The sequence below is a fragment of the Marivita geojedonensis genome (assembly GCF_002115805.1).
In the GTDB taxonomy this organism is placed as follows: domain Bacteria; phylum Pseudomonadota; class Alphaproteobacteria; order Rhodobacterales; family Rhodobacteraceae; genus Marivita; species Marivita geojedonensis.
Map to the genome: position 1 here is coordinate 37,685 of NZ_JFKC01000008.1, position 20,043 is coordinate 57,727.

General features: G+C 57.2%; 19 protein-coding genes. 12 read left to right on the forward strand and 7 right to left on the reverse strand.

The genetic code is table 11. The features are described from left to right. Position 1: 1 nt before the first annotated feature. Entirely contained in the window at positions 2-700 is a 699-nt protein-coding gene (locus MGEO_RS10510) for a fumarylacetoacetate hydrolase family protein (protein WP_085636934.1), read from the reverse strand. 140 nt (positions 701-840) lie between these two features. On the opposite strand from MGEO_RS10510, the gene MGEO_RS10515 reads away from it, so the two are divergent. The 11 genes from MGEO_RS10515 to MGEO_RS10565 all read left to right on the forward strand — a co-directional run bounded on the left by MGEO_RS10515 (position 841) and on the right by MGEO_RS10565 (position 11,545). Next, entirely contained in the window at positions 841-1,542 is a 702-nt protein-coding gene (locus MGEO_RS10515; protein ID WP_233139815.1) for a FadR/GntR family transcriptional regulator, read from the forward strand. A 61-nt stretch (positions 1,543-1,603) separates the two neighbouring features. Then, positions 1,604-2,581, forward strand: a complete 978-nt coding sequence (locus MGEO_RS10520; RefSeq protein ID WP_085636937.1) for an ABC transporter substrate-binding protein — start codon at positions 1,604-1,606, stop codon at positions 2,579-2,581. Between the two features lie 68 nt (positions 2,582-2,649). Next, the gene (locus MGEO_RS10525; RefSeq protein ID WP_085636940.1) at positions 2,650-3,411 is read left to right on the forward strand and encodes an ABC transporter permease; all 762 of its coding nucleotides are present in this window, start codon (positions 2,650-2,652) and stop codon (positions 3,409-3,411) included. Beyond that, the gene (locus MGEO_RS10530) at positions 3,398-4,189 is read left to right on the forward strand and encodes an ABC transporter ATP-binding protein (RefSeq protein ID WP_233139817.1); all 792 of its coding nucleotides are present in this window, start codon (positions 3,398-3,400) and stop codon (positions 4,187-4,189) included. The genes MGEO_RS10525 and MGEO_RS10530 overlap by 14 nt, the downstream gene beginning before the upstream one ends. A gap of 3 nt (positions 4,190-4,192) precedes the next feature. Continuing rightward, the gene (locus MGEO_RS10535; protein WP_085636946.1) at positions 4,193-4,945 is read left to right on the forward strand and encodes an ABC transporter permease; all 753 of its coding nucleotides are present in this window, start codon (positions 4,193-4,195) and stop codon (positions 4,943-4,945) included. A gap of 135 nt (positions 4,946-5,080) precedes the next feature. Further along, on the forward strand, positions 5,081-6,001 hold the full coding sequence (locus MGEO_RS10540; RefSeq protein WP_085636949.1) for an endonuclease/exonuclease/phosphatase family protein: 921 nt from the start codon (positions 5,081-5,083) through the stop codon (positions 5,999-6,001). A 206-nt stretch (positions 6,002-6,207) separates the two neighbouring features. Continuing rightward, positions 6,208-7,230, forward strand: coding sequence for a histone deacetylase family protein (locus tag MGEO_RS10545; protein ID WP_085636952.1), 1,023 nt, complete (start codon positions 6,208-6,210; stop codon positions 7,228-7,230). Continuing rightward, on the forward strand, positions 7,230-8,327 hold the full coding sequence (locus tag MGEO_RS10550; RefSeq protein ID WP_085636955.1) for an NAD(P)/FAD-dependent oxidoreductase: 1,098 nt from the start codon (positions 7,230-7,232) through the stop codon (positions 8,325-8,327). The genes MGEO_RS10545 and MGEO_RS10550 overlap by 1 nt, the downstream gene beginning before the upstream one ends. A gap of 275 nt (positions 8,328-8,602) precedes the next feature. After that, complete coding sequence (locus MGEO_RS10555) at positions 8,603-10,081, forward strand: alginate export family protein (protein WP_233139819.1); 1,479 nt, start codon at positions 8,603-8,605, stop codon at positions 10,079-10,081. Positions 10,082-10,161: 80 nt separating this feature from the next. Then, positions 10,162-10,671 carry a hypothetical protein gene (locus MGEO_RS10560; protein WP_085636962.1) on the forward strand — a complete coding sequence of 170 codons (510 nt, stop codon included), beginning with the start codon at positions 10,162-10,164 and terminating at the stop codon, positions 10,669-10,671. A 91-nt stretch (positions 10,672-10,762) separates the two neighbouring features. Beyond that, a complete protein-coding gene (locus MGEO_RS10565; protein WP_085636965.1) occupies positions 10,763-11,545 on the forward strand; it encodes a YbaY family lipoprotein in 783 nt (260 codons plus the stop codon). Positions 11,546-11,582: 37 nt separating this feature from the next. Here MGEO_RS10565 and MGEO_RS10570 read toward each other — a convergent pair whose 3' ends face one another. The 6 genes from MGEO_RS10570 to dctP all read right to left on the reverse strand — a co-directional run bounded on the left by MGEO_RS10570 (position 11,583) and on the right by dctP (position 19,132). After that, positions 11,583-13,271 (reverse strand): alpha/beta hydrolase, encoded by a 1,689-nt coding sequence (locus tag MGEO_RS10570; protein WP_085636968.1) that lies wholly within the window; start codon positions 13,269-13,271, stop codon positions 11,583-11,585. A 141-nt stretch (positions 13,272-13,412) separates the two neighbouring features. Next, on the reverse strand, positions 13,413-14,933 hold the full coding sequence (locus tag MGEO_RS10575) for a malonate--CoA ligase (RefSeq protein WP_085636971.1): 1,521 nt from the start codon (positions 14,931-14,933) through the stop codon (positions 13,413-13,415). A gap of 8 nt (positions 14,934-14,941) precedes the next feature. Beyond that, positions 14,942-16,183 carry a malonyl-CoA decarboxylase gene (locus tag MGEO_RS10580; RefSeq protein WP_085636974.1) on the reverse strand — a complete coding sequence of 414 codons (1,242 nt, stop codon included), beginning with the start codon at positions 16,181-16,183 and terminating at the stop codon, positions 14,942-14,944. Then, entirely contained in the window at positions 16,180-17,496 is a 1,317-nt protein-coding gene (locus tag MGEO_RS10585) for a TRAP transporter large permease (RefSeq protein WP_085636977.1), read from the reverse strand. Before MGEO_RS10585 ends, MGEO_RS10580 begins: the two co-directional genes overlap by 4 nt. Further along, positions 17,496-18,080, reverse strand: coding sequence for a TRAP transporter small permease subunit (locus MGEO_RS10590; protein WP_085636980.1), 585 nt, complete (start codon positions 18,078-18,080; stop codon positions 17,496-17,498). Before MGEO_RS10590 ends, MGEO_RS10585 begins: the two co-directional genes overlap by 1 nt. 68 nt (positions 18,081-18,148) lie before the next feature. After that, a complete protein-coding gene (gene dctP, locus MGEO_RS10595) occupies positions 18,149-19,132 on the reverse strand; it encodes a TRAP transporter substrate-binding protein DctP (protein ID WP_085636984.1) in 984 nt (327 codons plus the stop codon). 138 nt (positions 19,133-19,270) lie between these two features. On the opposite strand from dctP, the gene MGEO_RS10600 reads away from it, so the two are divergent. Further along, positions 19,271-19,927 carry a GntR family transcriptional regulator gene (locus MGEO_RS10600; protein ID WP_085637137.1) on the forward strand — a complete coding sequence of 219 codons (657 nt, stop codon included), beginning with the start codon at positions 19,271-19,273 and terminating at the stop codon, positions 19,925-19,927. Positions 19,928-20,043: the final 116 nt, after the last annotated feature.

Below are 20,043 nucleotides of genomic sequence, written 5' to 3' on the forward strand. Positions count from 1 at the left end.
ATCAGACCACCTTGACGGTCAACGAGCCCATGCCCTCGACCTCGACCACCATTTCATCGCCCTTCTCGACAGCCGCGACACCGGATGGCGTGCCCGACAGAATGACGTCTCCAGGGGCGAGTTCGTAGTATTCCGAAAGGTACGCAATCTGTTCCGGCACTTTCCAGATCATCTGGTTGAGATTGCCATCCTGCCGCAATTCCCCGTTCACTGTCAGTGTGATGCGGCCCTGATCCGGATGACCGATTTCCTCAGCCGAGAGAATCGGACCAACCGGCGCCGAGGCTTCGAACGCTTTGCCGATTTCCCAAGGGCGTCCGAGCTTCTTCTGGATGCCCTGCAAGTCGCGGCGCGTCATGTCGAGCGCCAGCGCATAACCGAAAACGTGCTCCAGAGCCTGATCGACAGGGATATTCCGCCCCCCCGATTTCAGCATCACGGCGATTTCCGCTTCGTGATGCACATCCTGTGTCTTGGGCGGATAGGGAAACTCGCCCGAGGTGTCGAGGTTATCGGGATTCTTTTGAAAGAAAAAAGGATCTTCGCGGTCGGGGTCGTGCCCCATTTCGATCGCGTGAGCCGCGTAGTTGCGCCCGATGCAATAGACGCGACGCACAGGAAAGAGCGCGTCGCTCCCCTGAACCGGCAGGGCCACGACGGGCGGACAATCAATGGCGTATTGCTGCGACGAATCTTTCATTCAGGTTCCCCCCCTATTCTCAGCGCGATGGGCCAATTTTCCGGATTGATCCAACCAATTACGCCAAGTTGTGCGATTTTTGTTGCATTTTGTCGCACTCTACCCACTTATTGAACCAATGCAACCAAAATGATCGACCAATGGGGGACTGGGTGCTTACGAAGCCCGAAACTGCAGACCAAACGGATGCCAATGAAGCCTTGGTCGATTTCATTGGCGCCGGCAACTTTGCTCCGGGTGACCGATTGCCCCCGGAGCGGGAACTGATGGTCAGCCTGGGGCTGTCGCGTACGGCACTTCGGAAAGCGCTCGACAAGCTGGAACACGAAGGTCGCATCTGGCGTCATGTCGGCAAAGGCACTTTCATCGCCTCGCAATCCGGCAGCGCCCGTCCTGGCAGACTCGCTGAAATCAGCGGGAAAGTCACACCCTTTCAGATGATGCGGGCGCGTCTGTCGCTTGAGCCTGCGATTGCCCGCGAAGCCGCGATCAATGCGTCGGAGGACGCGGTGAACAGAATTATGGCAGCGCGCGATGCCGCAAAAGATGCGCCGGATTGGGATACCTATGAGGCAAAGGACGATGCCCTGCACCGCACCATCGCAGAGGCCACAGGCAACATCCTGCTGCTGGAACTGTTCGACCAGCTGAACCAGGTCCGCCGCGCCGTCGCATGGGAGTCAGTCGTCCGCACGTCGCAGCGCCCGCCCCGGGATCATTTGAGCTTTGCCGAGCATGACCGCATCACGGCTGCGATCGCCGCCCGCAATCCAACCGAGGCGCACGCCGCAATGCGCGAGCATCTCGGCTCCGTTTCCGCACGTCTTTTCGGGGAGATCTGACGCCAGGAACCAACAAGACCCGGATGAGACCGGGCGAACATCATCTTTAGGGAGGAACGAGATGAGACAATTCTTGAAAAAAGTCGCGGCCACGGCGTTGGCCATTCCGCTGGCCATTGGCCTGAGCACGGCGTCGGTCCAAGCGGACACAATCCGCATCGCACTTGCCGAAACGCCCTCGGATGAGCTCGCTGCGTTCTTCGTGGCACTGGAGCGGGCCAAGGCAAACGGGCTTGACTACGAATGGACCGCCTTCTCGGATGAAGAACTGGCCATCCAGGCAGTTCTCAGTGGCCAGATGGATATCGGCTTTGGCACGCCCTATGCCGCCATGCAGCGCTCCAAAGCGCCGCTCCGAATCGTCTTTCAGCTCTCCAAGTTGAAATTCTTCCCGGTGACGACGAAGAAATACAGCTCTCTGGAGGACCTCAACGGTGAACCGATCCTGCTTCACTCTCGGGGCGGCGGCACCGACTCGATTGCAAATGTAATCGAAGATCGGCTTGGCATCGAGTTTGGAGAACGCTCTTACGTCCCTGGCTCATCCAACCGCGTTGCCGCGCTGCTCGGGGGCCGGGCGGATGCGACAATCATCGACCTGTCGAACAAGAACAAACTGATGCGCAGCGAAGCCGGCGAAAATTTCAATGTGCTTGAAATGTTCGAAGTCGAAGCCAGTGACGAAGCCCTGTTCGCAAACCTGAACTGGATCCAGGAAAACGAAGAAGATGTGAACACCTTCGTGAAGGCGCTGGTCAGCGTGTGGCAGGATATGGCTGAAGATCCAACCATCATCCGCCGTGAGACGAACCCGGATGGCCCGATCGGCCAACTCCCACAGGAAATTCTCGACCAGTTGGACGGGTTCTATGCCGATGCTGTCGAGGGCGGGCTGTACGATCCAAACGGTGGCGGGCGCAAAGCCGCGCAGGCCGACATGGAATGGTACTCGGCCGCGGGTCAGCTCGACGGTGACGCGTCCGAATTGAATATCGAGGATTTCTGGTACCTCGCACCGCTCGACGCAGCGATGAACTGATCGCGATTGGCCACCGCGCGTTCTGAAAGCGCGGTGGCCGACCGCTCCAATCACAGGACACAGAGTTCATGCCTGACCGTGCGCTTCTGCTAAAACTGCTTTCCGCCGTCATCCTTTTCGGCGCGTGGGAAATCGCTGGTCACATCCCGATCAGCTATGCGTTCCCGACCTTTCTTGAGTCGATGTCGGCCATGTTCCGAATGATCGCTGACGGCACGATGATTGACGCCTATGCCGAAACCCTGCGCCCGCTTGTCGTCGGCGTTGCAATCTCGGCGGTTCTCGGGATTGCCATAGGACTGTGGATTGGCCTGAGTAACTTCTTCGACTGGCTGTTTTCCCCGATCTTCATCGTCATGCAGGCCGCTCCGCTGGCAGCGCTGATCCCGCTTCTGGTTCTGGCATACGGGATTGGACTCACATCCAAGGTTCTTGTTGTTTGCATCATGGCGATGCCTGTCATCGTGCTGAACACCGCCGGCGCCGTACGAAACACACCGGAGTCCCTCAAAGAGATGGGACGGGCGTTTTTGGCATCGGAGCCGTCCATCATTCTGCGGATCATCATTCCCGCGGCCTCGCCCGTAATATTCGCGGGTCTGCGGTTGGGTATTTCCGCAGGATTTATTGGCGCGATCCTCGCCGAACTGAAAATCACGCCGACCGGTGTCGGCGATATCATCACCTACAGTCGGTCCATCGCCGACTACCCCAGCATGTACGCAGCGATCTTCTCGATCATTCTGCTCGCGGTTCTGTTCCTCAACCTGCTGGAACGCACCGAAACCCTGCTATTCAAAGGAAATGAACGTGGCTATGTCTCAGATTAAACAGGTTGTCGACAACACGCTGCCAGAGAGCGCGGTCTCGACCCGCAACATCTCGAAGAACTACGGTGACGTCGAGGCGCTGAAGAACCTGTCGCTGGAATTTCCCCGTGGGCAACTGACTTCACTTCTCGGTCCGTCCGGATGCGGAAAGACGACATTGCTGAAGATCATTGCAGGTTTGCTCGAACCGACGTCGGGCACCGTCGAGGTCAACGGCCAAACCGTCAAAGGCCCCGGCCCCGACCGTGCTTTCGTCTTTCAGGACTTCGCGTTGCTTCCTTGGGCCACGGTGCTCCGCAATGTCGCGTTCGGCTTGGAAATGCGCGGTGTCGCCAAGTCTGAACGCGAAGCAATCGCCGAGAAGTATATCAAGGAAGTGGGGTTGGCGGGGTTCGAACAGAGCTACCCGCACGAGTTGTCCGGTGGGATGCGTCAGCGTGTGGGCCTTGCTCGTGCTCTTTCGGTGGACGCAGAAGTTCTGCTGATGGATGAACCGTTTTCTGCGGTCGACGAGCAAACCCGCCGCAAGTTCCAGGAGGACCTGCTTTCGCTCGTGCAGCACGAGAACAAGACCTTCATTTTCGTGACCCATTCAATCGAAGAAGCGGTGTATGTTTCCGACCAGATCGCGATCCTGCTGCCGCGTCCAAGCCGGGTACACGAGATCATTCGCCCGTCGAACTTCCGTTCCAAAGGAGTGGACAACATTCGCCGGGATCCCGAGTACCTCGATATCGTCGACGAGATCTGGGCGTCGCTTCGGACATATGTGGAGTAGGCCATGACCCTTTTCGGATATCGCCTTCCCGGCATGTCGTCGCTGATCGTTTGGGGGCTGCTTTGGGAGATCGTCGGGCAAAGTGGATTGACCTTTTTTGTCCCGCCCCTCTCAGAGGTGGTGGCTACCCTGTTCGGCGTAATCGGAACATCAGCGTTTCAAAAAGCCCTGGCTGAGACGGCTTACGCTTTCATTGCCGGCGTGTTCTTCGCCATCGTGATCGGCATCCCGGTTGGCATCCTCATGGGAAAGAACCGCCTGCTCGACGAAATGCTTCTGCCATGGGTCAACGTCTTTCTGAGCGCCCCACTGACGGCCCTTGTGCCTGTGTTGATGGTCTTGTTCGGGTTCGGGATGAAATCCATCATCATAACGACCACCCTGTTCGGCATCTGGATCATAATCCTCAATTCCCGCGCGGGGGTGAAACAGATCAACCGCTCGCTCCTTGAGATGGCGCACAGCTTCGGGGCATCTCCGATGGACGCCTTCTTCAAGATCTACTTCTGGGCCGCACTACCTGAAATCCTTGGCGGCGTCAGAATTGGCGTGATCCGGGCAGTCAAAGGCGTGATCATCGGGCAGCTTCTGATCTCAATCGTCGGCTTCGGCGCACTCTTTGAACTCTATTCAGCAAACTTCCTGATGGCGCACTTCTGGGCCGTACTGATCGTGCTCTTCGCGCTGGCGTTCTCGATCTCGGAGTTTCTTGCCTACCTTGAGAGACGTGTCTCCTACTACGCGGCAAAGCGCTGACAACTTGGGAACAGGCAAAGATGCGGGGCCGGGATAACGGCCCCGCATTTCTTCTTGGGTGAGACGTTTCATGTCTCACATCGCATCTCCATCATCTCTTCCGCTCTTGCGAATGAGGTGCGATGCTCGATCACAATGCGCATCGCGACACTGAACGTTCAAAACCTGCGTCTATTGCACGACCTCCCCGCCAAGCATTTGCGCGGGGCTTGGGATTCTGACGACCCTGAGACAGCGGTTTTTGACGTCATTGACCGACGATTGACCGCGCAACTGATGGCCGAGGTCAATGCGGACGTGTTCGTTTTGCAGGAGGTTTTCGATCTGGAAACGCTCAACTTTTTTCACGACAGGTTCCTCGTGCCAGCAGGGATGAAACCTTATCCACACCGGATCTGCATACCCGGCAACGATGGGCGTGGATTGGACGTTGCTGTGCTGTCCCGCATCGCAGCGGAGGGTGTGAAAAGTCACGCGGAGTTAACGCCAAGAGATCTCAACCTGCCGAGCATGGAAGGCGTGAAACCGGATGTGCCGGTCTTTCGAAGGGACTGCCTTCTGGTAACAATCACCGGAGTTAAAATCTTCGCCTGCCATTTCAAATCACCTTACCCGAACCCGGCACTCTCCTGGATCACACGTCGGTGTGAAGCCTTGGCGACAAGACAAATTGTCGACCAGAATTGCGCCAATCCAAACGAGGACCTGTGGCTGATCGCGGGTGATCTCAACGAAGGCTCTGAGAACAGAGACCCCGACAAGTCTGCGATTTCTCCACTTACCGGTGGGTTCTCGGTGAACCTTTTGGATCGCCTTCCTGCCTCAAACCGCTGGACCTATTTCGATCCCCATTCTGGCTTCCATCATTGCCCGGATGCTTTGCTCGCCTCACCTGCTTTGGCTAGACGGTGGCCGGAAGCCGTACCCACTGTCGTACGAAAAGGTCTAGGGCTCGAAGCAACCGGACGGATGGCCGAGCATTTTCCGGGAGTCGGCCAACACAGGCCGCATGCCAGCGACCACGCGGCTGTCTATGTCGAGCTCCCCGGCATTTGATCTCGGACAGCCTCCGCCCAGCTTACAGCCAATGCCCGGCAAAACAGAAGTTCTTTGCCTCCGAAGTCTCAATGAGAAAAACAAAACATCGGAGCGAAACCCGGCGAGCAAGCATCGACGATTCCCAGACACAACTTGGCTTTGCTCCGAAAAGCGGCGAACAAGTGGATAAACACCAAAAAAACGCGGCTCAATGGATTGCACCTATGAAAGCTTTCTTCGACGACAGACAATGGAAACACGATCCGAAGCATTTCATGGCCGCCGGCGCAATCAAGCCAAGCCCGGAACAGCCTGAACGCATTGCGCGCCTCATGGCTGGCGCAGAGGCCGCCGGATGTCAGTTTTCATCCCCCATCGATGCAGGCATTGGCCCGATCGCCGCAATCCACACAGCAGAATACCTGACTTTTCTGAAGAACATCTTCATCCGTTGGCGACGTATCGAAGGAGCGGGTGCCGAAGTCATCCCGAATGTCCACCCGGCGAACCGGTTCGACAGCTACCCCAAATCTGCGGGAGGACAGGCAGGATATCATCAGGCAGATGCCGCCTGCCCTATTGCCGAACATACTTGGGAAGCCGCGTATTGGTCAGCGCAATCCGCGATCAGCGGAGCCGATGCTCTCGGCGACGGGACGCCTGCCGCCTACGTTCTCAGTCGACCACCCGGCCATCACGCTTTTTCCGATTTGGCAGGCGGATTCTGCTTTCTCAACAACTCTGCCATTGCCGCGGAACGTTTGCGTGCTGCGGGTCATCGTCCCGCTATCCTTGATGTGGACGTGCATCACGGTAACGGAACCCAGGGCATCTTCTATGATCGTGCTGATATCCTGACGATATCGATCCATGCCGATCCCGAGAACTTCTACCCTTTCTTTTGGGGGCACACGCAGGAACGGGGTGCGGGCGAAGGCACAGGCAGCAACCTGAACCTGCCGCTAGAACGGGGCACCGGGGACGACGCTTATTTGGCCAGTCTGGATCTTGCCCTGGAAAGAATTAGCGCTTTCGGCTGCACCGCCCTTGTTGTGGCGCTAGGCCTCGACGCGCATGAAGATGATCCGTTTCAGGGTTTGGCCATCACCACGCCGGGCTTTGCCCGGATTGGCGCCGCGATAGCCTCACTCAATCTGCCAACGCTATATGTTCAGGAAGGCGGCTACCTGTCCGATGCACTCCAGCATAACCTGACAAGTTTCCTTACTGGAACGCAGGGTCCGTGATGCGGGAAACCAGAGACATTGTTGTTATCGGAGGCGGGATTGCCGGATTGAGCGCCGCAGCCGCTCTGTCCGATCAGGCAAGTGTGACGGTTCTCGAACAGGAAAAACAGCTTGCCTATCATTCAACCGGGCGTTCTGCAGCCGTGTTCATCCTCAACTATGGCAATGCCATGCTCCGGACACTGAATGCGATGTCGCTTCCTGCGTTGAACGGAGGGGTGTCAGGGGAAAGCGTACTCGCACCGCGCGGGGAGATGCTGGTAGCGGGCGAAGCTGAACTTCCCGCGTTGGAAGCCTATCTGGATGGATCCGATGGTCTTGTACGCCTCTCTGTCGATGAGGCGGTTGAAAGAGTGCCAGCCCTGCGTCGGGACCGCATCGTTGCCGCCTGTTACGAGGAGCAGGCTCTCGAGATCGATGTGGACCGATTGGTACAAGGCTATGTCCGAAAGCTGAAATTAACGGGAGGCGAAATCCGGACAGACGCGCGCGTAAAATCGCTCGAACAGCACGGGGTTGATTGGATCGTGCGCACTCAAAACGTCGACATAAATGCAAAGCTGGTTGTCAATGCCGCAGGGGCCTGGGCCGATGACATTGCCAAGCGCGCCGGGTTGCCGCCGATCGGCGTTCAACCGATGCGGCGGTCGGCGGTGATCATGCCCGTGGATGCCAGGCAATTCAGCTACAGGGACTGGCCGCTGATCGCCTCCGCAGCCGAAGATTGGTACGCAAAACCCGAGGCGACCGGATTGATGATCTCTCCTGCAGACGAAGACCCGATCGATGCACAGGATGCATGGCCGGACGACATGGTGATTGCAGAAGGCCTTCACCGGTTCGGAGAGATGATGGATATACCCATCACCAGGCCGACCCACAGCTGGGCCGGTCTGCGCAGCTTCGTTTCTGACCGAACGCCTGTCTGCGGGCTTGATCCTTTGGCAAAAGGATTCTTCTGGTTGGCCGGACAAGGCGGTTACGGGGTCCAGACTGCGCCGGCTTTGGCGGACGTCACGTGTGCCGTTTGCACTGGAAGCGCACATGACCTGCCACGCGATCTGCTTGCCTCCCTGAGTCCAGACAGGTTTCGGTAGTCCACCCGCCGCGCCTTGGAAACTGGCAGCAGTACCGGCAGGGTCCACTTTTATGGCTTTCCGCTCAAATTGGGCACATTCAGTATTCCCAAATACTGCCCGGCGTTTAACTATTGATCCAACGGTAAATGGTTTTTCGGCTGGTCGGATTTCGGGTTTGCGTACTTGTGTGCCTTCGCAAAGTTCACAATCCGCCCACCAGGTTACTCGGTACATCGAGAAATTGGATGTCAGTCTGCCTTGCGCAACTGCAATACAGAACTTGGGAGAGGCCATTGAAGAAGAGACACATCGCGAGAAAGCCGACCCGTGCAGCGTATGTTACGGCAGCCACATTTGTTACGGCAGCCACATTGGCATTCGGTTTCACATCCATGCCGGCCTTGGCTCAGGACTCGGACCCGACAGCCTTCTACAGAAATGGCGATCTGACCCTGCGATGGCATCTTCAGGCCGGAATAAACGCTGTTGCTGAGCGCAAACTGTTCTGGAACCTCGCAGAGACTGCGGCACCCGGAAGCGGCTATGACCCCGATACCAACTGGCTGGAACTGTATGTCAAGCCGGGCATCAGTTTCGAGTATTCGCTGGATGCGGGTGCCACTGTCTACGGCAAGCTGTCTGCGGTCGCCTCGTACACAGCAGGTACAGACGCGTATGACACGGGAGACACCGGCGAGACCACACTCGAAGAGGCGTATCTTGCGGTGCGCGGCAATGCCGGCCAGTTGTCCTATGATCTGTCACTCGGTCCCAGAGAACTGAAACTCGGCACCGGTATGCTCATCGCCAATGGCGCATCCAGCGGATTCGAGCGGGGCGCATTGAAGTTGGGACCGAGAAAAGCATGGGAAATGGCCGCGATCGCACGCCTCTCTGGCAATGGGATCACCGGAACGGCGTTCTACCTCGACCCGAATGAGCTTTCTTCGTCAGACGGCAAGAACGAACTTGCCGGCCTTGATGTCCGATATGACGACCCGCGCGGCGGATATCTGGGGGCGACGTACCTCAAAGTCCTGAACTCAGAGACACCTTACCCGCAGGCAGCGCCAGGTGGAAACGGGCCGCCAACAATCACCCCGGGCGCACGCGAAGGCACGAACGCGCTCAGTCTCTACGCCAAGACAAACCCATTTGCAGGTGCCATGGAGAATTGGACCTTCACGGGTGACCTTGCCTACGAATGGAACGACGAGATCGATCTGGACGCTTGGGCCGGACGGATCACTGCAAGCTACGCGTTCAAGAACCTGCCGTGGTCGCCAACCCTGACCTATGGGTACCAGACGTTTTCGGGCGATGATCCGGACACAGCCGCACTCGAAAGGTTCGACCCCCTATACTACGAGGGCAGCCCGAGCGCCTGGGCGACCGGTTCGAAGTCCGCATCGACCTTTATCAACTCGAATGTGAACGCACATTCGCTGGCCCTGCGGGTCAAACCGACGGTTCAGGATACGTTTACCCTTCGGTATTCGCACATCCGCGTAAACGAGTTGCGCAGTCCTGTTCAATTCGGACAGGCCACCCGCGTTGATACGAGCGGTGCAACTGCAAATGTCGTAACCGGCGTCACCAATGCACATCTCGCCGATGATCTCTTCCTTGAATACAATCGGGTTATCAATCGAAACACGTATCTGACCGCCGGTGTTTCTGTTTCCTTTCCTGGTCAAGGTATCAAGGACGTCACTCCTGAATCGGATCCGAACTGGACAGGGGGTTTCGTGAACCTGGTCATCAATTTCTGAGGACATAACAGAACTTCCAGAGCGCAGATCAGGTGAAAGCCGATCTGCTCGCTCCCCCGAACATTCGCTGAGAGGAACACATGGCAGCCGGACATGCGACGAAACCCACCGGGCTTTGGCAGCGGGTCGACATGGCCTCGTTCGGCATGATCTATGGCTCGGTGACCGTGCTCGGGATCCTCATGGCCATGGGCGCGCATCCTGATGCGCCTCTTCCATCGGCAGCCATATTGTTCGGATCGGTATTGGCGATTTCCCTGGCCAAAGCCTTTGCCGAAGTGATGACCAACGCCATCGATAAAGGTGAACGGATCACAAGACAGTCGTTTTCCCACTCTTGGGACCATGCACGCACGACCCTGGTCGCGGCGAACCTGCCAACACTGTTTTTCGTCGCGGCAGAATTCGAACTCTGGACTGTTCATACGGCAGTTACGCTCTCGCAGTTTTACTGCGTTCTTCTTTTGATGCTTGTCGGCGCGCGGGTTGGATGGCGCTTGGACAACGCCTATCTGTCTGCAGCACTGGGGGCGTTGTTCGCAGGTGGTGTTGGGCTTGCACTGGCATTGATGAAGTTTGTGATACACTGAGAAAAGACGCCGAAGCTGCGGGAACTCTTCGTCGAACCTTGCACGTTTGTTTGCTCCTGAGACAGGCAACCAAAGCGCAAGACGACACATTATGGCAACCGATGAGGTCAACATCATGCATACTCTGATCTTGGCAGTGATACTGGTTCTGTCTGCATTCGGATTCCCTGACAGGGCCGAAGCGGATGACGGCGTGCTCAATGTGACCGTGTCCTACCGGGAACGCATGGCATTGCCGCCGGACGCGGAACTGGATGTTCAATTGCTCGACATCTCGCGCGCCGATGCCCGTGCCAAGCTCCTGTCAGCACAGCGTTTCTCGATGATCGGAGTGCCGACGAGCGTTCAATTGAACTACGACGCAGCCATGATCGAAGATCGCGCACGTTATGCTGTTCGGGCGGAAATTTGGACCGAAGACAAAAAGATGTTTCAGGCAACAACCACTCTTCCCGCTTTGGGCGGGGAAACACCTGAACTCGATATTGTCTTGATGCGGGTGATGACCGGAACGGAAGATACGCAACCCAACCGTTCGATCACAGGTGTCTCGTGGGCCGTGGCCGAAGTTGCCGGCGTGCCGTGGCCGAATGATGATCCGGCGACGCTCGCAATCGATGGCGAAATGAGATTTTCGCTTTTCGGAGGCTGCAACAGGTTCATCGGATCAGTCGAAGCATTCGACAGTCGCATCACCTTCCCCGAGCAATTTGCCGGGACCCTGATGGCGTGCCCAGATGAAATTGAAACCGCCGAAAGGAGCTTACTGGAAGCCTTGCGCTCTGCCATGCGCTACGTCCGTTTCGGTGGTGGGCTGGTCTTTCTGGACGAGCACGATGTAGCACTTCTGCACTTTGTTGAGCGACCAGAATGATCGGTCCGCGCTTCACATGATGGCGAGGTGCACGCGATCAGCGCAACTCGTTCGAACATCCTGCTTGGAATCCATTGTCGCAATGCGTCTTTAAGCGTTCCGTATCCTCTTCGGTCCAGCCAGAAGGCGCGGTCACCTCGACCCACGGAGAGATATAGTCCTGCGCGAAATATGCGTGCCCGTGATCCGGTGGAGAACCGAATGAAAGCGCCATATCCAAAGCCAGCTGAAACTGCGTCACAATAGGCATGAAGACGAAATGCTCTGACATGTCGTCTGCAGGGGGGTCGCGCATCCAAGGTGGTGCACGCCACAGCGATGCCGGATCGTAGAACACGATTGGGTCGCTTGAATACTGCAGAAACGCAATCCGCATCGCGCCCCACTCCCCGACTGCTTCAGAAGCGTCAGCGGTATGGGATGCATAGCGCACAAGTGACCCGTCACCGACGACAGGCAATACCCATGGGCTGCCGGGCTTTCTTTGGTTTTGGACGTAGTTCCAAAAGGCTGACGGAAACGGCGGACCAGCCCAAAACGCACCGTCTATTGGATCGTCAAGCAGCCGAAAGAGATTGGTCGCATACATCGAAGACCACGCCCCGAGACTAAGGCCATGAGCGTAAAGACGCGGGCGCGTCTCCTCTGGAAGCGTTTTCCAATAGGCATGTACTACGTCCTGCAGCGCCGTGGCCTGCTCGAGCCCGGTTTGGGTTTCGAGGATCAGCGCAAGAGGTGACTGGAGATACGAATACTGTGCGGCAACCGTCGCGATATCGCCATTGTGCATGTATTCGACAGGATCATGGGAACCGGGGTCCATCCATCCGGTACCGGTCGGACTGGCAACGATCAGGACCTCGCGCTCAAACGCGCCGAGCCGCTTGAGTTCTTTCAGCGCCAGTTCCGCGCGCTCCTGAGGCGTGTCCCCGTTGGCACGGCCAACATAGACACGGATAGGGTCAAGAGCGGGTTTTCCCGTGAACGCGGAAATCGCTTCGGCATCCGGGCCGGACAGGATGAAATCACGTCCGGGTTTCCCGATCGCGCTCCAATCGACGAACGACTCCGCGCTGCCAGTCATACGTGAATGCTCGGGGCGCGGCGGTGCATTCTCGAAAAGAGCCTGGGCGGCTTCATAGCTTGCATCCAAACCCGCAACGACCCGATCCAGAATCCCGTCGCGGGTGACGACAAGAAGGATCAAGACAACGGCGGTCGCACCAAGGACATTGGCCCGTCGCGGCGGCATGACGCGATAGAACCATGCCCGGATCAGTCGGAAGAGTGACGCAACAACCCGCCCGATCAGGTAAGACAAAGCAAACGTCACCACCGCAAAAAAGAGGATCGTGGAGAGGTGCAGGCCGTCCGCAGGTTCCATCGACATTTTCATTCGCAGGTCATTCTGCCACGTCAGGCTCGACCCGAAGACCCACAGGAAGAAACCCATAACGATGACTGCAGCAATTCCGGTCAGCGCGCGCGCGGGCCGCCCCGTGAGTACAGGCATGTCCAAGGCGCGCCACAGCAATGAGACCACCCGCCCAGTCAGATACCCCAGCGCTGTAACCAGACCGCCAAGAATGCCCTGAACCGCCGGTACCCGCGGGATGAGCGACGGCGTCAGGGATGCAGCAAAAAAGACGAGACCAAGCAAAAGGAAAGGGATCGAGAACGGACCGGTTATTCGCGAAATGATTTGCCCAACGCTACGTCGATCCATGGCCAGCCGAACGCCCTGTCTTTATTGCCTGCACCCATAGCGGTCCGACGCACACGCAGCGCGACCAAGCCGCTTCAATTATGCACTAAGGGGTAATGCCCAAAGACCGCGTTGTCGATGTTTGCGGTCGCCGAGTGGAGTTCACGTCGCCGCTTCGAACATGTCCGAATAGGTGTCACGCAGGACGTTCTTTTGCACCTTTCCCATCGTGTTTCGAGGAAGACTGTCAATCAGAAGCAGTTTCCGCGGGTGCTTGAAGCGCGCCAGCTGCTTTGCTGCTTCGGCTGCAATGGCGTCCAGATCGGGGCTGGCACCGTTTTCCGGGACGATCAATCCGAGAACGGTTTCGCCGAAATCGGGGTGCGGAACTCCAACCACCGCGCTCTCGAGAACACCGGGCTGAGAATCCAGGATGAGCTCAATTTCCTTGGGATAGATATTGTAACCACCGGAGATAATAAGATCCTTGTCACGCCCGACGATGTGCAGATACCCATCCCCGTCGAACTTCCCGAGATCCCCCGTGATAAAAAAGCCGTCGCTTCGCAATTCAGCTGCCGTTTTTTCCGGCATCTGCCAATAGCCTTGGAAAACGTTCGGCCCACGAACTTCGATTTGGCCGATGCTGCCCTGAGGCAAGACCTCACCGGAGGCGGGATCTGTGATCTTGACCTCGATCCCTGGCAGAGGAAACCCGACCGTCCCGGCACGGCGCTCTCCGTCATAGGGGTTGGACGTGTTCATGTTCGTTTCGGTCATCCCGTATCTTTCCAGGATGCGATGCCCCGTGCGCTCTTCAAAGGCGACATGCGTTTCTGCCAGAAGCGGCGCACTCCCCGACACGAACAGTCTCATGTGCGAAACCAGATCGCGCGTGAACCGGTCATCCCCAAGCAGGCGTGAATAGAACGTGGGCACGCCCATCATCGCGGTGGCATCGGGAAGGCGTCCGATCATTGTATCCAGATCGAATTTGGGCAGGAAGATCATCGAGCCGCCTGCTGCCAGCGTCACGTTGGTCGCCACAAAGAGTCCGTGGGTGTGAAAAATCGGCAAAGCGTGCAAGAGGACGTCTTGGTCGGTAAACCGCCACGTTTCCATCAGAGTAAGGGCATTCGACAACAGATTGCCCTGCGAAAGCATCGCAGCCTTTGAGCGTCCCGTTGTCCCGGACGTATAGAGAAATGCCGCAAGATCGGCCTCGTCTCGAGGAACGGTATCAAAGGCCTCAGGCATGTCATCTGCTGCGTCACTGAGAGATCCTGACCCATCTGCGTTCAAGGTCGCGATGCGTGCTCCGAACGTCGACGCGACAGGAGCCAGAGCCTCTGCCTTTGCACCGTCGCACAGCACAAGCTTGGCACCGCTGTTATCGATGAAATAGGTCAGTTCATCCGTAGTGTAAGCTGTGTTGAGCGGAAGAAATACGACACCGGATTGGACACAGGCCCCGTATATCGCCAGTGCTTCTGGTGATTTCTCGACCTGCGCGGCAAGCCTGTCGCCCGCAGAGAGACCCATTTGTGCAATGGCATGTGCATATTGAGCGACTTTGCGCAGAAAGGAATCGTAACACCACTCCGATCCATCCGGCAGGAACAGGAAGGTTTCTCTTTTTCCTGCATGCACCCCGAACAGGCTGTCAAAAAGTGGGTTTGACATGGTTCCTCCTATATCCCGAGTTTTTCCGCAGACGCACTGAGGGACCGGATCTCGGATGACATGGCGATCTCGTGGGATGTCGCAAAACGTTCATGGTTTCGCGACACGCGTTCCAAATCGTAGAGGTAATTGACCATGACTCCCTTGGACTGCTTCAGCCCCTTTTCAGACAGATCTGCATCTGCGTGAATTCTGAAAACCTCTGCACCATTGCCAAGGTGAAACCGAGCCACAGGATCAAGCGGCAGACCATCAGGTCGTTTTGCCGCCGTCAGGTAAGACGCCGCCAGAGCCCTCAGCTTCTCCGGATCATTGAAATCGTGCCCAGCCTGCAGCCACTTCGCCAATCCGGGAATTGGAGACAAGGTGACAAAGGTCTTCAGGCCACCAAGTTCAAGCGCGAGGTCTGCGGCGACCTGCTTGATAAGTGAATTGCCGAACGAAATGCTCGCAAGTCCGGCCTGACAGTTGGAAATTGAATAGAACGTTGCAGTATCGGCATCCTCGGCCATCAATGGGGCCCGATCCTCGGCCAGGAGCGATTGAATTGACCCCGGCACGCCATTTGTCAGCGCAACTTCCACAAAAATCAGAGGTTCATCCGGCATCGCAGGATGGAAAAAGGCAAAGCACCGTCGATCAGCCGGCTCCAGACGCCGCCGCAAGTCATTCCAGCTGTCGATTGCATGAACCGCCTCATAGGCGATGATCTTTTCAAGAATATGCGCGGGGCTTTCCCAGTTGATCGGCCGCAGAACAAGAAAGCCGCGATTGAACCAGCTTGCGAAAAGATGACGAAAGTCGAGATCTAGCGCTTCAAGCGACGCCTCACCCCGTCCAAGCCTCAGCAAGTCCGCACGCATGGCAACAAGCGCCCTTGTCGCGCCCGGGACCTGATTGAGCCGTCTGATCATTTCTTGCCGCGGCGGTTCGGCCGCTGCCATGAACGCCCGATAACTGCTCTTCGTCTGGCCGGTTTCATATGCGTCCAACGCGCTGCGCACCGCAGTGGGTGTGATCGTCATGTTTTCCGCAAGGTGGCGGAAGAAAGCCAGCTTTTCCGCATCATCCGCCGAAGCAAACCGCTCCAGTATGGTGCGGGCGACAGCCACGCCCGAGACCTCGCCCGCTGCTCCCATCAGATCGACGGTCAGTTCCTCAAAAGGACGCGTATCCGTGACGCCCTTGCGGGTCCAGCGCTCGTACCGTCGTTCAAAAACGGTCGAGAGAAGGTCCGCAAACAGAGTCACAGTTCCGGTCCCATGACCATGTCGGGCAGCCACAGTGCCAGTCCGGGGAAGAGGCAGAGGAGAATGATAGCCACCACCATGCAGGCCACGTATGGAAGTGAGCCGACGAGGATCGTCTTGAGTTTGATGTCTGGCGCGATCCCGTTGATGACATACAGGTTCAACCCAACCGGCGGCGAGATAAGTCCGATCTCCATGTTGATTGTCAGAACCACGGCGAACCAAATCGGATCGAACCCGGCGGTAATGATGATTGGCAACAGGATCGGCGCGGCCATCAGGATCACAGCGACAGGAGGCAGGAAAAACCCGGCCACCAACAGAAACAGGTTGACCATCGCCATAAGAACCCAGCGGTTCACGTCGAGCGATCCAATCCATTCCGCAATGGACTGCGTGATGAAGAGCGAAGACAACATGTAGCTGAAGACGCCTGCGGCTCCGATAATGAACAGGATCATCACCGACTCTTTGGTGCTGTCGCGCAGCACTTCCCAGATCTTTGTCGGGCTCCAGAGTTTGTAGATTACCATCGCGATCACGAGGCAAAGCAATGCCCCGACTGCCGCAGTTTCGGATGGGGTCGCGATGCCCCCATACATCGCATAGAGCACCCCAAGGATGATCGCGATGAAAGGAATTACGCGTGGAAGGATTTCGAACCTTTCGCGCCACGAATAGGTGGTTGCGCGCAGCACGTTTGCATCGCCTGACTTCCACGTTGAATACAGCGACCACAACATGAACAGGCCGACCAGCATCAGCCCCGGAACAACGCCTGCAAGGAAAAGGCGTCCGATCGAGGTTTCGGTTGCGATACCGTATACGATCATCGTGACCGAGGGTGGGATCAGAATCCCCAGTGTTCCCCCTGCCGCGATCGAACCGGCCGCAACAGCATCCGGATATCCGCGTTTCCGCATTTCTGGGATGCCCATTTTCCCAATCGCCGCGCAGGTAGCAGGACTTGACCCGGACATGGCCGAGAACAGGGCGCAGGCCCCAAGGTTGGACACGACCAGACCACCGGGCACCCGTGTCAGCCAGCGTTCCAGTGCTTCGTAAAGGTCCGCGCCGGCGCGTGTAGACGCGATCGCGGCACCCATGATGATGAACATCGGGATCGATAAAAGAGCGAAGTTGTTCAGCTTGCCGAAGAAGATCTCAGGCATCAGACTCAGCGCCGAGAAGCCTTCGAACACGATCAGGAACCCACCGGAGACCACCAGCAGGCCCGCAGCAACCGAGATACCCGAGAAGAGTACGCCAACCGTTACGATTGCAACGATAGAGCCAAGCGTCAACGGATCCATCAGTCTGCCCTTTCCGCAATATCAGTCAGTGTCGCTTCGGCTCCCAGGCCGAACGGTTCTTCGATCCGCAGCATCATCGCCACGAAATCCGCAGCCAATTGCAGCGCGTAAAGGCCAAAGCCCAGCGGAAGGGCAAGGTAGGGCACCCAGAGTTTCGGGTTCCAGGGCGTGTTCGATGTCTCGCCCCAATCCCATGCTTCATACCAGAAATGATACCCGTGCCAGAGCATCCCACCGGCGACCGCGATCGTCAGCAGCAGTACCAGAAAGGCCAAGAGTTTCCGCGCTCCGACCGGGAGCATCAACGGAAGCAGATCTACGTTCACGTGACCGCGAAGGTACTGGACGTAAGGCAGGCCCAGCATTGTTGCGGCGATCATCATGTAAGTCACACCTTCTGTCTGCCATATGGTCGAGCCGTTCAGAATGAACCGAATGAAGATCATCTGGCAGGTGATGCCCACCGACGCGAGTATGAGCAGGGCTGCGATGATACCTGACAGGTGGCTGAGCCATCCTATGGCGCGCAGCACGGGGTTGCCGCCATGAGGGGCGGTCACATGTGTATGGGACGAGCCGGACATGACGGCCTCTTTCTCTTGGATGATGTATGTGCTGGCCGGGCAGCTGCGTTGACCGCCCGGCCTATTCGTCACTCTACTGCAAGAGCCAGATCGAGAAGCTTCTGACCTTCAGGCGAGCCTTCAAGGAACGCCTTGTAAGCTGTCTCTTGCGCAATCGCGCGCCACGCGTCGAACTCCTCGGCCGTCATCTCAGCGATTTCGACCCCATTTTTGGCAAAGGTCTCGCGGGCTGCGCCGTCTTCTTTCTTGGCTTCTTCAAGATAGAAGGCTTCTGCCTTGGCTGCCGCCGCCATCAGTGCATTCTGCTGCTCTTCGGAAAGGCCATCGAACGTAGATTTATTCATCAGCATCGGCTGATACATGAACCAAAGGGCGTAGTCGCCGGCGGGTGTAAAGCACGCCACCTGTTCGTAAATCCGATAGCTGACAAAGGACGACGAAGATGTGTTCGCTGCGTCCAGAACGCCAGTCTGCATCGCGTTGTAGATCTCGGCGGACGACATCGAGGCGATCGACGCGCCAGCACCCGCAAGCATCTGCTCGAACGCTTTGCCCGCCGCGCGGGTCTGAAGGCCCTGAACATCCTCCGGTGCGGTGATGCACTTCTCTTTGCCCGCGAAACCGCCGGCCAGGTACCCATGCACCAAGACCATTACATCGTCTTCGGCCATGATCTTTTCGATCTCTTCCATGAACGCGCTTTCGTTCAGTCGCGCGGCGTGATCATGGTTTTTTACGAGTCCCGGCATCAGCGTCAGGTTGTAGGCGTTCCGCAAACCACCAGCATAGGACAGCGGAAACACGATCATGTCGACCTGACCGCGCGACAGCGGCTTATACTGTTCACGCGCCTTGAAGAGAGACTGGCTCGGGAAAATCTTGATATCGAGGCCCACATCGGCAGCGGCCACTTCGTCGGCGACGATCTGGGCGACCTTGTGCCGGACGTCCCCCTCGGACCATTGGTGCGAGACACGCAGTTCCTGCTGTGCCTGAGCTCCGAATGCAAAAACGGACAGCGCCGCAGCAGCGGCGATTGATGTAAACTTCATTCTGTTTTCCTCCCTTTCATGGCGGTTTTCTCGCCATGCAATGGCAAGGAGTGTCGCAGGATAAAACGCACGGGTCAACCTTTTGTATACAAGAACTCTTTCATTGTTCTTTAAGGAATACCCATGTATACAAAAAAGATGGAAAGAAAACGGTCGGATCTAATCGCTGACGCGCTTGAGTCGCTCATTCTCGACGGCACATTTGCCGATGGGGAACGGCTGGATGAGCAGCAGCTTGCACAGAGATTCGACGTATCCCGAACGCCGCTCCGAGAAGCTTTTCAACGATTGACCCTTTCCGGGTTGGTCGAACAGATTCCTCGCCGGGGCGTCTTTGTGAGACAGCCTGGCCCCGTCGAACTCCTGCAGATGTTCGAAGTCATGGCTGAACTGGAAGCCGTCTGCGCGCGTCTGGCCGCAACACGGATATCGGATGCTGCGCTCGAGGAAATGCACGCGACCAACGATCGCTGCAAAGCAGCCGTCGAAGCGCGGGAGACCGATGTCTACTACCGTGAAAACAGGCGGTTTCACGCGATACTCTATCACGAGTCGGGCAATGCGTTTCTCGAACAGGAATGCCTACGCCTGCACAAGCGTCTGCACCCGTTCCGACGTATGCAGTTACGCCTGCGCGGACGCCTGCGCCAGTCTATGAGCGAGCACGAAGCCATTCTGGCCGCTTTGGAAGACGGAGATGGAACAGCCGCGGCTGAAGCCGTTCGCAACCACGTCGCGGTTCAGGGCGAAAAGTTTCATCACCTCATCGCGTCACTCAAGTCAGCGGCTGAATAATCAGGACTTCCACCGAGAGTTCTCTCTCCTACAGAGCATTGACGTGCATCAATGCAGCACAACGCGTTTTCGATGCAGTCTCGCGTCGTGAGGGGTGTGTTTACCGTTGGTTGCGT

Excerpts from the sequence above, each read along its gene's own strand:
- MGEO_RS10585 (WP_085636977.1), bottom strand. The coding sequence starts at position 17,496 with ATGGATCCGTTGACGCTTGGCTCTATCGTTGCAATCGTAACGGTTGGC.
- MGEO_RS10545 (WP_085636952.1), top strand. The coding sequence starts at position 6,208 with ATGAAAGCTTTCTTCGACGACAGACAATGGAAACACGATCCGAAGCAT.
- MGEO_RS10510 (WP_085636934.1), bottom strand. The coding sequence starts at position 700 with ATGAAAGATTCGTCGCAGCAATACGCCATTGATTGTCCGCCCGTCGTG.
- MGEO_RS10530 (WP_233139817.1), top strand. The coding sequence starts at position 3,398 with ATGTCTCAGATTAAACAGGTTGTCGACAACACGCTGCCAGAGAGCGCG.
- MGEO_RS10550 (WP_085636955.1), top strand. The coding sequence starts at position 7,230 with ATGCGGGAAACCAGAGACATTGTTGTTATCGGAGGCGGGATTGCCGGA.
- MGEO_RS10520 (WP_085636937.1), top strand. The coding sequence starts at position 1,604 with ATGAGACAATTCTTGAAAAAAGTCGCGGCCACGGCGTTGGCCATTCCG.
- dctP (WP_085636984.1), bottom strand. The coding sequence starts at position 19,132 with ATGAAGTTTACATCAATCGCCGCTGCTGCGGCGCTGTCCGTTTTTGCA.
- MGEO_RS10540 (WP_085636949.1), top strand. The coding sequence starts at position 5,081 with ATGCGCATCGCGACACTGAACGTTCAAAACCTGCGTCTATTGCACGAC.
- MGEO_RS10590 (WP_085636980.1), bottom strand. The coding sequence starts at position 18,080 with ATGTCCGGCTCGTCCCATACACATGTGACCGCCCCTCATGGCGGCAAC.
- MGEO_RS10600 (WP_085637137.1), top strand. The coding sequence starts at position 19,271 with ATGGAAAGAAAACGGTCGGATCTAATCGCTGACGCGCTTGAGTCGCTC.
- MGEO_RS10515 (WP_233139815.1), top strand. The coding sequence starts at position 841 with ATGGGGGACTGGGTGCTTACGAAGCCCGAAACTGCAGACCAAACGGAT.
- MGEO_RS10525 (WP_085636940.1), top strand. The coding sequence starts at position 2,650 with ATGCCTGACCGTGCGCTTCTGCTAAAACTGCTTTCCGCCGTCATCCTT.
- MGEO_RS10560 (WP_085636962.1), top strand. The coding sequence starts at position 10,162 with ATGGCAGCCGGACATGCGACGAAACCCACCGGGCTTTGGCAGCGGGTC.
- MGEO_RS10565 (WP_085636965.1), top strand. The coding sequence starts at position 10,763 with ATGGCAACCGATGAGGTCAACATCATGCATACTCTGATCTTGGCAGTG.
- MGEO_RS10535 (WP_085636946.1), top strand. The coding sequence starts at position 4,193 with ATGACCCTTTTCGGATATCGCCTTCCCGGCATGTCGTCGCTGATCGTT.
- MGEO_RS10575 (WP_085636971.1), bottom strand. The coding sequence starts at position 14,933 with ATGTCAAACCCACTTTTTGACAGCCTGTTCGGGGTGCATGCAGGAAAA.
- MGEO_RS10570 (WP_085636968.1), bottom strand. The coding sequence starts at position 13,271 with ATGGATCGACGTAGCGTTGGGCAAATCATTTCGCGAATAACCGGTCCG.